This is a genomic window from Streptomyces lycii (genome assembly GCF_009735685.1).
GTDB classification, from domain to species: Bacteria; Actinomycetota; Actinomycetes; order Streptomycetales; family Streptomycetaceae; genus Streptomyces; species Streptomyces lycii.
Window position 1 is genome coordinate 1 of record NZ_WHPN01000316.1, and the last position, 13,449, is coordinate 13,449.

12 protein-coding genes, 1 tRNA gene and 2 pseudogenes are annotated in these 13,449 nt (G+C 72.8%); 13 read left to right on the top strand and 2 right to left on the bottom strand.

Annotated features, from left to right (window positions below; all coding sequences use genetic code 11):
• From GCU69_RS19450 to GCU69_RS19480, 7 genes are all read left to right on the top strand, one after another.
• Positions 1-859: carbohydrate ABC transporter permease (locus tag GCU69_RS19450; RefSeq protein WP_156206740.1), on the top strand; the 859-nt coding region annotated here is incomplete at its 5' end.
• Positions 856-1,737, top strand: coding sequence for a carbohydrate ABC transporter permease (locus GCU69_RS19455; RefSeq protein ID WP_156206741.1), 882 nt, complete (start codon positions 856-858; stop codon positions 1,735-1,737). The genes GCU69_RS19450 and GCU69_RS19455, both read left to right, overlap by 4 nt.
• A gap of 5 nt (positions 1,738-1,742) precedes the next feature.
• Positions 1,743-2,516, top strand: a complete 774-nt coding sequence (locus GCU69_RS19460) for a hypothetical protein (RefSeq protein WP_235978577.1) — start codon at positions 1,743-1,745, stop codon at positions 2,514-2,516.
• A gap of 401 nt (positions 2,517-2,917) precedes the next feature.
• Positions 2,918-5,647, top strand: coding sequence for an exo-rhamnogalacturonan lyase family protein (locus GCU69_RS19465; RefSeq protein ID WP_156206742.1), 2,730 nt, complete (start codon positions 2,918-2,920; stop codon positions 5,645-5,647).
• A gap of 59 nt (positions 5,648-5,706) precedes the next feature.
• The gene (locus tag GCU69_RS19470) at positions 5,707-6,183 is read left to right on the top strand and encodes an SRPBCC family protein (protein ID WP_098750954.1); all 477 of its coding nucleotides are present in this window, start codon (positions 5,707-5,709) and stop codon (positions 6,181-6,183) included.
• Positions 6,184-6,263: 80 nt separating this feature from the next.
• Positions 6,264-6,335 (top strand) — tRNA-Val (locus tag GCU69_RS19475).
• Positions 6,336-6,609: 274 nt separating this feature from the next.
• Positions 6,610-6,786, top strand: coding sequence for a hypothetical protein (locus GCU69_RS19480; protein ID WP_156206743.1), 177 nt, complete (start codon positions 6,610-6,612; stop codon positions 6,784-6,786).
• Between the two features lie 27 nt (positions 6,787-6,813).
• Here GCU69_RS19480 and GCU69_RS19485 read toward each other — a convergent pair.
• Both GCU69_RS19485 and GCU69_RS34780 read right to left on the bottom strand, forming a co-directional pair.
• Positions 6,814-7,035, bottom strand: a pseudogene (locus GCU69_RS19485) (3'-5' exonuclease); the annotation flags it as partial.
• 216 nt (positions 7,036-7,251) lie between these two features.
• Positions 7,252-7,542 (bottom strand): annotated as a pseudogene (locus tag GCU69_RS34780) (3'-5' exonuclease); the annotation flags it as partial.
• A gap of 620 nt (positions 7,543-8,162) precedes the next feature.
• Between GCU69_RS34780 and thrS the strand changes: the two are divergent.
• From thrS to GCU69_RS19525, 6 genes are all read left to right on the top strand, one after another.
• On the top strand, positions 8,163-10,145 hold the full coding sequence (gene thrS, locus GCU69_RS19500; RefSeq protein WP_098750952.1) for a threonine--tRNA ligase: 1,983 nt from the start codon (positions 8,163-8,165) through the stop codon (positions 10,143-10,145).
• 69 nt (positions 10,146-10,214) lie between these two features.
• The gene (locus tag GCU69_RS19505; RefSeq protein WP_098750951.1) at positions 10,215-10,775 is read left to right on the top strand and encodes an HIT family protein; all 561 of its coding nucleotides are present in this window, start codon (positions 10,215-10,217) and stop codon (positions 10,773-10,775) included.
• A gap of 177 nt (positions 10,776-10,952) precedes the next feature.
• A complete protein-coding gene (locus tag GCU69_RS19510) occupies positions 10,953-11,489 on the top strand; it encodes a VOC family protein (protein ID WP_156206744.1) in 537 nt (178 codons plus the stop codon).
• Complete coding sequence (locus GCU69_RS19515) at positions 11,482-12,285, top strand: MerR family transcriptional regulator (RefSeq protein ID WP_156206745.1); 804 nt, start codon at positions 11,482-11,484, stop codon at positions 12,283-12,285. The genes GCU69_RS19510 and GCU69_RS19515 overlap by 8 nt, the downstream gene beginning before the upstream one ends.
• A 189-nt stretch (positions 12,286-12,474) precedes the next feature.
• On the top strand, positions 12,475-12,768 hold the full coding sequence (locus tag GCU69_RS19520) for an ArsR/SmtB family transcription factor (protein ID WP_098750967.1): 294 nt from the start codon (positions 12,475-12,477) through the stop codon (positions 12,766-12,768).
• Positions 12,765-13,151, top strand: coding sequence for a VOC family protein (locus GCU69_RS19525; RefSeq protein ID WP_098750948.1), 387 nt, complete (start codon positions 12,765-12,767; stop codon positions 13,149-13,151). The genes GCU69_RS19520 and GCU69_RS19525 overlap by 4 nt, the downstream gene beginning before the upstream one ends.
• The last annotated feature ends 298 nt before the right edge of the window (positions 13,152-13,449 follow it).

Sequence of the window (13,449 nt, forward strand, 5' to 3'; positions counted from 1 at the left end):
CCTCTCCCCCTGGTGCCTGGGCATGCTGCTGCTGACCCTCGGCCCCATGCTCGCCTCGCTGTATCTCTCCTTCACCGACTACGACCTCTTCAACGCCCCGCGCTGGACCGGCCTGGCGAACTACCGGGACATGTTCGACGACCCCCGCTGGCTGGCCTCGGTGGGCGTCACGCTCAAGTACGTACTGATCGCCACACCCCTGAAGCTCGCCGCCGCGCTCGGCGTGGCCCTGCTGCTCGCCCGTCCGCGGGCCGGGCAGGGCTTCTACCGGTCGGCGTTCTACGCGCCCTCGCTCATCGGGGCGAGCGTCAGCATCGGCATCGTGTGGCGCGCGATCTTCCAGGACGACGCCGTGGTCGACCAGTCGCTGAGTCTCTTCGGCCTGGAGATCGGCGGCTGGGTGGGCGACCCGGACTGGGCCATCTACACCCTGGTGGCCCTGGCCGCCTGGCAGTTCGGCGCCCCCATGGTGATCTTCCTGGCGGGGCTCAAGCAGGTGCCGCGCGAGCTGTACGAGGCGGCGGAGGTGGACGGCGCCGGACCGTGGCGGCGCTTCCGTTCGGTCACCCTGCCGATGATCTCCCCGGTGGTCTTCTTCAACCTGCTGCTGGAGACCATCCACTCCTTCCAGGTCTTCACCTCCGCCTACGTGGTCAGCAACGGCAGCGGCGGCCCGGCGGACTCGACCCTCTTCTACACGCTCTACCTCTACGAGAAGGGCTTCCGGGAGTTCCGGATGGGCTACGCCTCCGCGATGGCCTGGATGCTGCTGCTCGGCGTCGGCCTGGTGACCCTCGTCCTGTTCCGCACCCAGCGCGGCTGGGTGCACTACGAAGGAGAGGGGGCGGGACCCCGATGACCCTGCTCGCGACCCGCCGCGCACGGTCGCGGACCGGCAACCCGCGCGCCACCGCCCGGTCGCTCGGCTGGCACCTCGGTGCGCTGGCCCTGCTGGCCGTCGTCCTCTACCCCGTCGTCTGGGTGCTCGGGGCCTCGCTGAAGCCCGGCAAGGACATCGTCGGCAGCCTGGAGCTGCTGCCGACGAAGCCGATCACCGACAACTACCGGAGCCTCGCCGAGGGCATCGCCGACATCCCGCTGTGGACGTTCTTCCAGAACTCCCTGGTGCTCGCGCTCGGCTCGGTCGGCGGCGTGCTCGTCTCCTGCTCGCTCGCCGCGTACGCGTTCGCGCGGATCCGGTTCGCCGGGCGCAACGTGATGTTCGCGCTGATGATCTCGACGCTGCTGCTGCCGGTGCACGTCCTGCTCATCCCGCAGTACATCGTCTTCCAGAAGCTGGAACTGGTGAACACCTACGTTCCGCTGCTGCTGGGCAAGTACCTCGCGGTCGACGCCTTCTTCGTCTTCCTGATGGTGCAGTTCATGCGCGGCCTGCCGCGCGAACTGGACGAGGCGGCCAGGATCGACGGCTGCGGCCATCTGCGCATCTTCTGGAGCATCGTGCTCCCGCTGTGCCGGCCGGCGCTGATCACCAGTGCCATCTTCACGTTCATCTGGACCTGGAACGACTTCATGGGGCCGCTGATCTACCTCAACGACCCGCAGAAGTACCCCGTCGCCCTCGGCATGAAGCTGTTCATCGACCAGGACACGCTGGCGGACTACGGCGGCATGATCGCCATGTCGGTGCTCGCCCTGCTGCCCGTGCTGCTGTTCTTCCTGGCCTTCCAGCGCTTCCTGGTGGACGGGGCGACGACCTCCGGACTCAAGGGGTGACCGGGATGGCCGTACGCGCCGTACGGACCGGGCGCGGGGCAGGAGGGCCCCGGCAGCCCCGGGCGGGCGGCGGCGGAGGGGCGCCGTACCCGCGGTTCGCGCTCTTCGCCGAGTGCCTGCTGACCGGCGTCTGGCTGCTGCTCGCCGCGCTGCCGCTGGTCACGCTGCTGCCCGCCTTCGCCGCCGCCTGCGCTCATCTGCGGCGCCACCTGGCCGGGGGGCGGGGCGGGCTGCGGGAGTTCACGGCAGACCTGCGCCGCGCCGTCCGGACCGGCCTGCGGCTGTCGCTCGGCTGGTGGGCCGGGCTGGCGCTGCTGGCCTTCGACCTGCGGGTGGCGGCCTCCGGGGTGCTGCCCGGCGGCCCGGTCATGCTGGTCGCGGGCGCCGCTGCCACGGTGCTGTGGGTGGTGACGGGACTCAGGGCGGCGGCCACGATTCCGGCCGCTCCGGAGCCGGGCGGGCACCCGGCGGCCCGTACCCCGCCCGGGCGGTCCGGCCCGTCCGACCGGTCCGTCCCGTCCGGTGGTGCTCCGGTGCCGGGCGCCGGGCGCTCTCCGCTCCGGGAGGCACTGCGCCGTACGGCTGTGGCGGACCCGGGCGGTTCCGCGCTCCTCGCCGGAGGGCTGGCCGTGGTGGCCGTCGCGGCCTGGCAGTTGCTGCCGCTGGCGGCCCCGGCCCTCGGCTGCCTCGCCGCCTGCGCGGTCGCGGTCGAACACCGTTACGAGGAGCGGCGGCGGGCAGCTGCCGCGCCACTGCCCTCCGGAGCCGGCGTGCCCTGACTGGGCGCGGCCATGGTCCCGGGCCCGGCCGGTCCCGCCCCGGTCCCGGCCGGTCCGGTACCCGGTCGCGGCCCGGTCCCGGGCGCGGCAGGCCGGGGCAGGGCCCGGCCCTACGGGGCCCCGCCGCCCGGGGACCCTCCGGCCGGCCCGGGGGCAAGGCGCCGCGAAGCCTTCCGCATCGGGCCGTCCGTACCCACCCGGCCTCCGCTCCACCCGCCCCGGCCGGTCCTCCTCCGCCAATCCCGCCGCACCCGGAGCGGGCCCGACCACCAGCCGGACCCGTGCCGGACCGCCCGGACCGCCACCCCCGGCAGGGCCCGTGGCCGGCCGGGGACCGCGGCCTGTTGCGCCGCCGCACCTCCGTATCCACTCGACGAGTAACGAGAAAAGGGAGCGTCAGCATGTCCGAGATTCCCCGCCGCACCGTGCTCCGCGGTGCCGCCGTCGCCTCCGCCGCCGGTGCCGTCAGCCAGGCGCCGTGGCTGCTCGGCGGCCGTACGGCACAGGCCGCCGCGGCCGAGCGCGACGCCGGCGAGCCGGTGACGATCCGCTGGCTGGAGGAGGGCGGCGCCGGCGCGGCCCCCGGTTCGACCTTCGGCGTCCCCTGGCCGCGCGGACAGCACAAGGAGGGCCGGCGGTTCGCGCTGACCACCGAGGACGGCAAGGACGTGCCGGTGCAGACCTGGGCCACCGCCTACTGGCCCGACGGGACGCTGAAATGGACCGCGCACGCCGCCGGTGCCGGTCTCGCCGGTGCCGGGAGCTACCGGCTCTCCCCGGGCGAGCCAGCCGCCCCCGCCGAGAAGCTCACCGTCTCCGAGAGCGGCGGACGCATCACCGTGGACACCGGCGTGATCAAGACCGTCATCGGCGGTGACGGCGAGCACCTCGTACGGTCCGTGACCCGGGGCTCCACCGAGATCGCCCGCGCCGGCCGGCTCGTCCTGCTGCGCCAGGGGAAGATCGACGACGACGACCGGGGCAGCGCCTCGTGGGAGCGTTTCGACGGCGAGATCAGCGGCGCGAAGGTCGAGCAGAAGGGGCCGGTCCGGGCGGTCGTGCGGATCGACGGCAAGCACCGCCGGGGCCGCCGCTCCCTGCTGCCGTTCAGCGTCCGGCTCTACTTCTATGCCGGCGCCGACTCCTTCCGCATGGTGCACACCATCACCTACGACGGTGACGCCTCGAAGGACTTCGTCCGCGGCCTCGGCGTCCGGTTCACCGTGCCGATGCGCGACGAGACCTACGACCGGCACATCCGGATCGCGGGCGAGGGCGAGGGCTTCCTCACCGAGGCGGTCAAGGGGATCACCGGGCTGCGCCGCGACCCGGGCGCCGCCGTCCGCACCGCCCAGGTCAAGGGCGAGAAGCTGCCCGACCCGGCGACCTGGGACCAGCGCGTCACCACCCGTCTCCATCTCATCCCCACCTGGGGCGACCACACGCTCAGCCAGCTCTCCGCCGACGGCTTCACGCTCCGCAAGCGCACGAAGGCGGGCCACGGCTGGATCACCTCGGGCGGCGGCGGCCGGGCGAACGGCTTCGGCTACGTCGGCGGGGTCAGCGGCGGACTCTCCTTCGGGCTGCGGGACTTCTGGGAGCGGCACCCGAGCCAGCTCGACATCCGCGGCGCCGCGGGTGACGCCGCGGACGTCACCCTCTGGCTCTGGTCCCCCGAGGCCCAGCCGATGGACCTGCGCTTCTACCACGACGGCATGGGCCAGGACACGTACGAGGAGCAGTTGGAGGGGCTCCAGATCACGTACGAGGACTACGAGCCCGGATTCGGCACCCCGTACGGCATCGCGCGCACCAGCGAGCTGATGTTCTGGGCCAACGCCGCCACCCCGGACGCCGGCACCCTCGTCCGGCAGTCCGCCGCCGTCCGCACCCCGCCGCAGCTGGTCGCCCCGCCCGCGCAGCTGCACGCCGCGAAGGTCTTCGGCGACTGGGCGCCGGAGGACCGCTCGACCGAGGGGAAGAAGACCGTCGAGGAGCACCTCGACTTCCTGTTCTCCTACTACAAGGGGCAGGTCGAGTCCCGCCGCTGGTACGGCTTCTGGGACCACGGCGACATCATGCACACCTACGACCCGGACCGGCACCAGTGGCGGTACGACGTCGGCGGCTACGCCTGGGACAACTCCGAGCTCTCGCCCGACCTGTGGCTGTGGCTCGGTTATCTGCGCTCCGGCCGCGCCGACATCTTCCGCTTCGCCGAGCACATGACCCGGCACACCGGCGAGGTCGACGTCTACCACCTGGGGGAGTGGGCGGGGCTCGGCACCCGGCACGGCGTGCAGCACTACGGCTGTAGTGCGAAGCAGCAGCGCATCTCCACCGCCGCGTACCGCCGCTACTACTACTTCCTCACCGCCGACGAGCGCGTCGGGGACCTGATGCGCTCCCTCGTCGACTCCGACGAGACCTTCCTCGCCCTCGATCCGCTGCGCAAGATCCGCACCGAGCCGTACGAACCGGACCGCAACGCGCTCGCCATCGGCCTCGGCACGGACTGGAGCGGGCTGGCCGCCGCCTGGCTGACCGAGTGGGAGCGCCGCGGCCCGCAGGCGGAGAAGGCCCGGAAGCGGCTGCTGTCCACCATGCGCACCATCGCCCGGATGCCCAACGGCTTCGTCACCGGCGAGGGGCTCTACGACCTGGACACCGGCGAGTTCGCGGAGGCGGAGAAGAAGGTCGGCGTCAGCCATCTCAGCGCGATGTTCGGCCAGGTGGAGATCTGCAGCGAGCTGATCGACCTGATCGACATGCCGGAGTTCGAGAAGGCCTGGCTGCAGTACTGCCGGCTCTACGGCGCCACCCCGGCCGAACAACAGCAGGAGTGCGGTGCCGAGTTCGGCAACCTGATCCTCAAGCAGGGCCACTCGCGGCTGACGGCGTACGCTGCGACGCGCCTGGGCGACGACCAGCTCGCGACCCGGGCCTGGCGCGAGTTCCACACCGGGGACGGATACGGGCCGTCGCTGCCCTGGAAGGCGGAGAAACTGACCGGCCCCGACGTGCTCAACCCCGCCGAGGAAGCCACCTGGGTCGACACCAACACCACCGCCCTCTACGGCCTCGCCGCGATCCAGAACCTCGCCCTGATCGGTGACAAGCTGCCGGGCTGACCGGGGCGGAAACCGCGCTCCGGGCGTGTCCCCGCCCGGAGCGCGGCCACACTGTTCCCATGGACCACAGCCCGGGACGCAGCCGATGGCGCCACTACCGTTTCCGCTCCGTCTGGGACCTGGACGCCCCGCCCGGGGCCGTGTTCGCCGTCCTGGAACGCGCCGAGGAGTATCCGCGGTGGTGGCGCCAGGTCCGGCAGGCGGCCCCGGAGACGGACGACCCGGCCGCGGGCACGGCCCGCTTCCGCTCCGTCCTGCCGTACGACCTGGTGGTGACGGCGCGGGAGGCGGAGCGGGACGCGGCAGCCGGGGTGCTGAGGATCCGGCTCTCCGGCGATCTCGACGGCTGGGTGCGGTGGACCGTGACGGCGCGCGGCGCGGGCACCCGGGCCGTCTTCGACCAGGAGGTCGAACTGACCTGGCGGCTGCCGCTCCCGGTGGCGGTGGTCTGCCGGCCGCTGTTCCGCGCCAACCACCGGCTGATGATGCGCGGCGGTCTGCGCGGCCTGCGTGCCCGGCTCGCGGCCGGCGGCTGAGGCGGATGCCGTTTGATGGAAGTCTCCCGGGCACTGTATTGTTCTCGCCGTGCCACGGGGCGTAGCCGCCGGGGCGCAGGGGGCGATTAGCTCAGTGGGAGAGCGCTTCGTTCACACCGAAGAGGTCACTGGTTCGAACCCAGTATCGCCCACCCCGGTCAAGGGCCGGGCCGCCGGAACGGGCGGCCCGGCCCTTCGTCGTACCGCCCCGGCGCGTTTCCTCAGGCATTCGGCGTCAGGCGTCAGGTATTCGGCGTCCGGCGCCCGGCATCCCGCGGGGCCCGCCGTCGCGGCGGGCTCCGCAGGCGGCCGCACGGGCGGCCGGCGGGGCGTACCCCGGCGCGCGGCGGGCGGAGCGCCCCATCGACCGGAGCCCGCGCTGTCCCTAGGTTGGGTCCTTACCGAATGATGAGGGGGGACCCCGAGATGAAACCTGCCGCCAAACCACTGCTCTGGGCCGTGTTGACGTTCTGCGTGGCGCTCAACGTGGTGCTGGGCCTCACGGTGGACGAGGGGGCGCTGAAGATCGTGCTCAGCGCGGTCAGCGGCGCCTGCGCACTGGGCGCGGTCGTCGCCCTGGTCGTGCTCCGGCGCACTTCCTGAGCGTCCGCGGCTGCCGGTCCCGCGCTGTCAGGCGGCGGCCGGCAGCCGCGGGCGGAGCGGCCAGGCCGGGTCGACGGGCTCGGCGGAGCCGCTGCCCGCGAACCACGACCCGAGTCCGCGGGCCCGCGCGGCGTGCCAGACGGCCTGGCGCGCGTGCAGTTCGGCCGCCGAGAGCGGCCCCGTCCGGGCGGCGAAGCGCGGCCCCAGCGCCCGTAGCACCGCCAGCGCGGCCTCGGCCTCCGCCACCGCCCGCGCGCACGGGTCCGCCTGTGCGCACGGGTCCGCCCGTGCGGACGGATGCGCGTGCGGGTCTCCGTGCGTGCACAGGCCCGCCCCCCAGCTCGCGTCCGCCCGCGTGCACCGGTCGTCCGCCGGCCGGCCCGCGCCCGCCGCCCACGGTCCCCCGTCCCCGTCCCCGTCCGCGTACGCCTCCGCCTGCTGCCCCGGCTCCGCCTGCTCCTCCGCGCCGTGCGGCCCGGTGCGGAGGACCCCGTACCGCGCGCACAGCTCGGCCAGTGTGCTGCGGCCGGCCGGGGAGCCGTCCAGATGCGCGTCGAGCACCCTCGGGTCCAGCACGCACAGCGAGCGGCCGCCGAGATAGTCGGCCAGTGACGCGGAGCGGTGCCGTCGCAGCTCCCGGTCCAGCAGCGTCAGGCCGAAGGGGGCGTTCATCACGACGAGCGGCCGCCCGGCCGCCGCCTGTGCCGCCAGCGCCCTCGCCGTCTCCTCCACCACGAGCCCCGGCCGCCGGCCGTGTCCCGGCGGCCCGTCCGGCCCGCGCCCGTCGGCCGCGGATGCGGAAGACGCCGCCCCGGAGGGTGGGGCGTCGGCGGACACTGTCCCGGAGGGTGGGGCGTCGGCGGACACTGTCCCGGAGGGTGGGGCGTCGGCGGACACTGTCCCGGAGGTCGGGGCGCCGGCGGACACCGCCCCGGGAGACGGGGCGGTCGAGGGCGGGGCGCCCGGGCCGGACAGCCAGTGGCGGCTCGCCGGGACGGCGCCGGGGGCGTGCTGGACCACGACAGCGGCCGACACGATCCGGTCGCGCTCGGGATCCGGGCCGGTGGCCACCGTGCCGAACGCGGCGAGCGGGCCTCGGGACCAGCAGGGCATGACGTAACTCCTCGCGCTCGCCGAGCAGTTGCCGAGCCTCCCCACCCGAAGCGGTGATACCCGGTGCGTATGTCCGGTACGCCCCGGTGCACGTGCCGTCCCGGACGGCACCCGGCGGGGGAGCGGAGCGGGCGGCGCCGGGCCGCGCCGGGGGCCGGCCGGGCGCGCGGCAAACCGTTTCGCGGGACGACCGCCGGGCTCGGTACGATTCGCAGCAGCGCAGTGTTCCGCTGTCGCGCGACCCCATCAGTCAGGAGAGACCGGTGTCAGACGTCCGTGTGATCATCCAACGCGATTCCGAGCGGGAAGAGCGCGTGGTGACCACGGGCACCACGGCGGCGGACCTCCTCGGCGGCGACCGTCTCACCGTCGCCGCCCGCGTCGGCGGTGAGCTGCGGGACCTGGCCCATGTCGTCTCCGACGGCGATGTCGTCGAGCCCGTGGAGATCGGTTCCCAGGACGGGCTGGACATCCTGCGGCACTCCACCGCGCATGTCATGGCGCAGGCCGTGCAGGAGCTGTTCCCCGAGGCCAAGCTCGGCATCGGCCCGCCGATCAAGGACGGTTTCTACTACGACTTCGACGTCGCGGAGCCGTTCACCCCGGAGGATCTCAAGCGCGTCGAGAAGAAGATGCAGGAGATCCAGAAGCGCGGCCAGCGCTTCGCCCGCCGCCCCGTCACCGACGACGCGGCCCGCGAGGAGCTCGCCGACGAGCCGTACAAGCTGGAGCTGATCGGGCTCAAGGGCGCCGCGGCCGACGCCGCCGAGGGTGCCTCCGCCGAGGTCGGCGAGGGCGGCCTCACCATCTACGACAACCTCGACGCCAAGAGCGGCGACCTGTGCTGGAAGGACCTCTGCCGGGGCCCGCACCTGCCCAGCACCCGCGCCATCCCGGCGTTCAAGCTGATGCGCTCGGCCGCCGCGTACTGGCGGGGCAGCGAGAAGAACAAGCAGCTCCAGCGGATCTACGGCACCGCCTGGCCGACCAAGGACGAGCTGAAGGCGTACCTGGAGTTTCTCGCCGAGGCCGAGAAGCGGGACCACCGGAAGCTGGGCGCGGAGCTGGACCTCTTCTCCTTCCCGGACGAGCTGGGTCCCGGGCTCGCGGTCTTCCACCCCCGGGGCGGAGTGATCCGCAAGGAGATGGAGGAGTACTCCCGCAAGCGGCACGAGGACTCCGGCTACGAGTTCGTCAACACCCCGCACATCTCCAAGGAACACCTCTTCGAGACCTCGGGGCACCTGCCGAACTACGCGGAGGGGATGTTCCCGCCGATCGAGTTCGACGGGCAGAACTACCGCCTCAAGGCGATGAACTGCCCGATGCACAACCTGATCTTCAAGTCGCGCGGACGCTCCTACCGCGAGCTGCCGCTGCGCCTGTTCGAGTTCGGCACCGTCTACCGCTACGAGAAGTCCGGTGTGGTGCACGGTCTCACCCGCTCCCGCGGGTTCACCCAGGACGACTCGCACATCTACTGCACCAAGGAGCAGATGGCGGACGAGCTGGACTCGCTGCTGACCTTCGTGCTCGACCTGCTGCGCGACTACGGACTGACCGAGTTCGAGCTGGAGCTGTCCACCCGCGACCCCGAGTCCGACAAGTTCATCGGCGAGGACGCGGAGTGGGAGGAGGCCACCGAGGCGCTGCGGCAGGCCGCCGAGAAGCAGGGGCTGCCGCTCGTTCCCGACCCCGGTGGCGCCGCCTACTACGGGCCGAAGATCTCGGTGCAGACGAAGGACGCGATCGGCCGGTCGTGGCAGATGTCGACCGTCCAGGTCGACTTCCAGCAGCCCAAGCGGTTCGGGCTGGAGTACACCGCCGCCGACGGTTCCCGGCAGCAGCCCGTGATGATCCACCGGGCCCTGTTCGGCAGCATCGAGCGCTTCTTCGGGGTGCTGCTGGAGCACTACGCCGGGGCGTTCCCGGCCTGGCTGGCGCCGGTGCAGGCGGTCGGGATCCCGGTCGGTGACGCGCACGTGCCATATCTGCGGGAGTTCGCGGAGGAGGCCCGCAGGCAGGGGCTGCGGGTGGAGGTCGACGCCTCGTCCGACCGGATGCAGAAGAAGATCAGGACCCACCAGAAGATGAAGGTCCCGTTCATGATCATCGTCGGTGACGACGACATGAGCGGTGGCACCGTCTCCTTCCGCTACCGCGACGGATCGCAGGAGAACGGCATTCCGCGCGACCGGGCGCTGGCGAAGCTCGTCGACGTGGTGGAGCGCCGCGTCCAGGTGTGACGTACGGCGAGGGGGCGGCCCGCACCCGGGGGCCGCCCCCTCGCCGTTTCCCGCCCGCCGGGGGCGAATATGCTGGTCCGCATGGACACTGAGCCGGAGCAGCAGATCGGAGTCGGCACCCAGGACGCCTTCCAGCGCCTGTGGACGCCTCACCGGATGGCATACATCCAGGGTGAGAACAAGCCGACCGGACCGGAGTCCGGGGACGGCTGCCCCTTCTGCGAGATCCCGGCCAAGTCCGACGAGGACGGACTCGTCATCACCCGCGGTGAGCACGTGTACGCGGTGCTCAACCTCTACCCGTACAACGGCGGTCACCTCATGGTGGTGCCCTTCCGGCACGTCGCCGACTACACGGAGCTGGACGCGGCCGAGACGGCGGAGCTGGCGGCGCTCACCAAGCAGGCGATGACCGCCCTGCGCAGCGCGTCCGGGGCACACGGGTTCAACATCGGCATGAACCAGGGCGGTGTCGCCGGCGCGGGCATCGCCGCGCATCTGCACCAGCACGTCGTACCCCGTTGGGGCGGCGACACCAACTTCATGCCCGTCGTGGGGCACACCAAGGTGCTGCCGCAGCTGCTGGCGGACACCCGCCGCATGCTCGCCGACGCCTGGCCCGCGGCTTAGGGCTGCCGTTCTGGAACCCCGCGGTGCCGCGGAGACCGCACGCGCCCCGGGGCTCCCCGTTGTCGCCGCCATGTCGCCGCCGTGACGCCGCCGTGACGCCGGTCGCGACGCCGGGGTGGCAGGAGCCGCGCGAACCGGCTTGACCCTCACGCCGCGTGAGGCTGAAGAGTGGGGCGCATGAGCGACTACTACAACGCGTTCGACGTCAGCCCCGTGCCCGCCCCCGGCCCGGACGCGGTTCCGCCGGAGCCGTTCCGGGGCATCTACGGGATGCCCGCGTTCGTGACGATCCCCACGGACGACCTGGCGGCGTCGGTGGACTTCTGGGTTCGCGGCCTCGGGTTCTTCGAGCTGTTCGGCATCCCCGGCACGCTCGTCCATCTGCGCCGGTGGGCGTTCCAGGACGTACTCCTCGTGTCGGCGGCGGGCGTTCCCGAGCGGGCGCCGGCGATGAGCGTCAGTTTCTCCTGCGTGCTCAGCCAGGTCGACTCCCTCGTGGACGCCTGCCGGGCGCTGCGCCCGGACTCGGTCGACGGTCCGCGGGACACGCCCTGGAACACCCGCGACGTGACGGTGACCACCCCCGAGAACGCACGGATCGTCTTCACCGCGGCGAAGCCCTTCGACCCGGCCAGTCAGGAGGCGCGGAACCTCGCAGCCATCGGGATCACCGCGCCGGGCGCCGGGCGCGACGACAAGGGGGAGCATGCCTGAAGCCGCTGACGCCGACGGCCTGACCGTCGGCCAGGTCTCGGCGCGGCTGGGCGTGACAGTCCGGGCGCTGCACCACTGGGACGAGATCGGTCTGGCGCGGCCGTCGCTGCGCACGGCCGCCGGATACCGGCTCTACACCGCCGGTGATCTGGAGCGCCTGCACCGCATCGTCGTCTACCGCGAGACCGGGCTCGGCCTGGAGGGGATCCGGGCCGTCCTGGACGACTCGGCCGCGGACGTGGCCGGTGCGTTGCGCGCGCAGCGGGCCCGGGTCGCCGAACGGATCGACCGCCTCCGGCAGCTCGGTGCAGGACTGGACCGGATGATCGACGCCCATGAGCGCGGCCTGCTGCTGACCGCCGAGCAGCAGGCCGCGATCTTCGGCCCCCGGTGGGATCCGGGCTCGCCCGCCCGGGCCCGGCAGCGCTATGGAGACACCACGCAATGGCGGCAGTACGCCGAGCGTTCGGCCTCGCGCAGCCCGGAGGAGTGGCAGGCCGTCGCCGACGCCATGGCCGGCCTGGACCGCGCCCTGGGGGACGCGATGGACGCCGGTGTCACACCGGGCAGCCCGGAGGCGGACCAGCTCGCCGAGCGGCACCGCGAGGTGTTCTCCTCGTACTTCCCCCTCACCCGGCAGATGCAGGTCTGCCTCGGCCGGATGTTCGAGGCCGATCCGGGATTCGCCGCCCACTACGACGGCATCCGCCCCGGCCTCGCCGCGTGGTTCCGCCGGATCGTGGATGCCGCCGCGCGCGCTCACGGCATCGACCCCGACACCGCGTCCTGGGAGTAGGCCCGGGGGCCCGGATCGGCCCTGAACATCCGGGGGCGGTCCGGGAGCCGGTGCCCGCGGGATGCCCGAAGCCCGCACACCGCCCGAAGCCCTCGCCCGTGCCCGTAGCCCGCACCGCCCGGCGGTTCCCGTGGCTCGCGCACGCGCCCGCCTTGATAGGCAAGTGGCGACTTGCCTATGGTGGTGGTCATGACGGAGGATGTCTTCAAGGCACTGGCCGACCCCACCCGTCGGCGCATCCTTGACGAACTGGTGGAACGGGACGGCCAGACCCTGTTCGAGATATGCGCGCGGCTGGCGGCGAAACACGGTCTGGGGCTGTCCCGGCAGGCCGTCAGCCAGCACCTGGCCGTACTCGAATCGGCGGATCTCGTCCGTTCGCGGCGAGAGGGCCGCTACAAGTTCCACGATCTGAACACCGAGCCCATCGAGCGCGCCATGACCCGATGGCGCCGGCCCCACACACCGGAGAGCACCCCATGAAGATCCACCTGACCAGCGTTTTCGTCGACGACCAGGCCAAGGCCCTGCGCTTCTACACCGATGTGCTGGGCTTCGTGAAGAAGCACGACATCCCGCTGGGCGAGGACCGGTGGCTGACCGTGGTCTCCCCGGAGGACCCCGACGGCACGCAACTGCTGCTCGAGCCCGCCGGCCACCCGGCGGTGCGGCAGTACCGGACGGCGCTGGCCGAGGACGGCATTCCGCTCGCCTCCTTCGCCGTGGACGACGTGCGGGCGGAGTTCGACCGGCTGCGCGGGCTCGGGGTGCGCTTCACCCAGGAGCCGCTGGACATGGACACGAACACCACCGCGGTCCTGGACGACACCTGCGGCAACCTGATTCAGATCATCCACGTCAAGTAGAGCCGTCAGGCAGGCCGTCAGGCAGGCCGTCAGGCAGTGCCGTCAAACGGGGCTGTCCAGCGGGGCTGTCCAGCGGGGCTGTCCAGCGGGGCTGTCCAGCGGGGCTGTCCAGCGGGCCGGGGCAGGGGCGCCGCCAGGTCCGTCCGGCGCGGCGGCTCCGGCCGGGCCGGGTTCCGCACCTCCCGCCGGGCGGGGGGCCGCACCTCCGGCCGGGCGGTCCGGGATCCCGGACCGCCCGCGCCGCATTCCGCCGCGCCGCATTCCGCCGCGCCGCATTCCGCCGCGCCGCATTCCGCCG

Coding starts and splice junctions, on each gene's coding strand:
- GCU69_RS19465 (WP_156206742.1), top strand. CDS start 2,918: ATGTCCGAGATTCCCCGCCGCACCGTGCTCCGCGGTGCCGCCGTCGCC.
- GCU69_RS19470 (WP_098750954.1), top strand. CDS start 5,707: ATGGACCACAGCCCGGGACGCAGCCGATGGCGCCACTACCGTTTCCGC.
- GCU69_RS19510 (WP_156206744.1), top strand. CDS start 10,953: ATGAGCGACTACTACAACGCGTTCGACGTCAGCCCCGTGCCCGCCCCC.
- GCU69_RS19520 (WP_098750967.1), top strand. CDS start 12,475: ATGACGGAGGATGTCTTCAAGGCACTGGCCGACCCCACCCGTCGGCGC.
- GCU69_RS19505 (WP_098750951.1), top strand. CDS start 10,215: ATGCTGGTCCGCATGGACACTGAGCCGGAGCAGCAGATCGGAGTCGGC.
- GCU69_RS19480 (WP_156206743.1), top strand. CDS start 6,610: ATGAAACCTGCCGCCAAACCACTGCTCTGGGCCGTGTTGACGTTCTGC.
- GCU69_RS19455 (WP_156206741.1), top strand. CDS start 856: ATGACCCTGCTCGCGACCCGCCGCGCACGGTCGCGGACCGGCAACCCG.
- GCU69_RS19460 (WP_235978577.1), top strand. CDS start 1,743: ATGGCCGTACGCGCCGTACGGACCGGGCGCGGGGCAGGAGGGCCCCGG.
- GCU69_RS19515 (WP_156206745.1), top strand. CDS start 11,482: ATGCCTGAAGCCGCTGACGCCGACGGCCTGACCGTCGGCCAGGTCTCG.
- GCU69_RS19525 (WP_098750948.1), top strand. CDS start 12,765: ATGAAGATCCACCTGACCAGCGTTTTCGTCGACGACCAGGCCAAGGCC.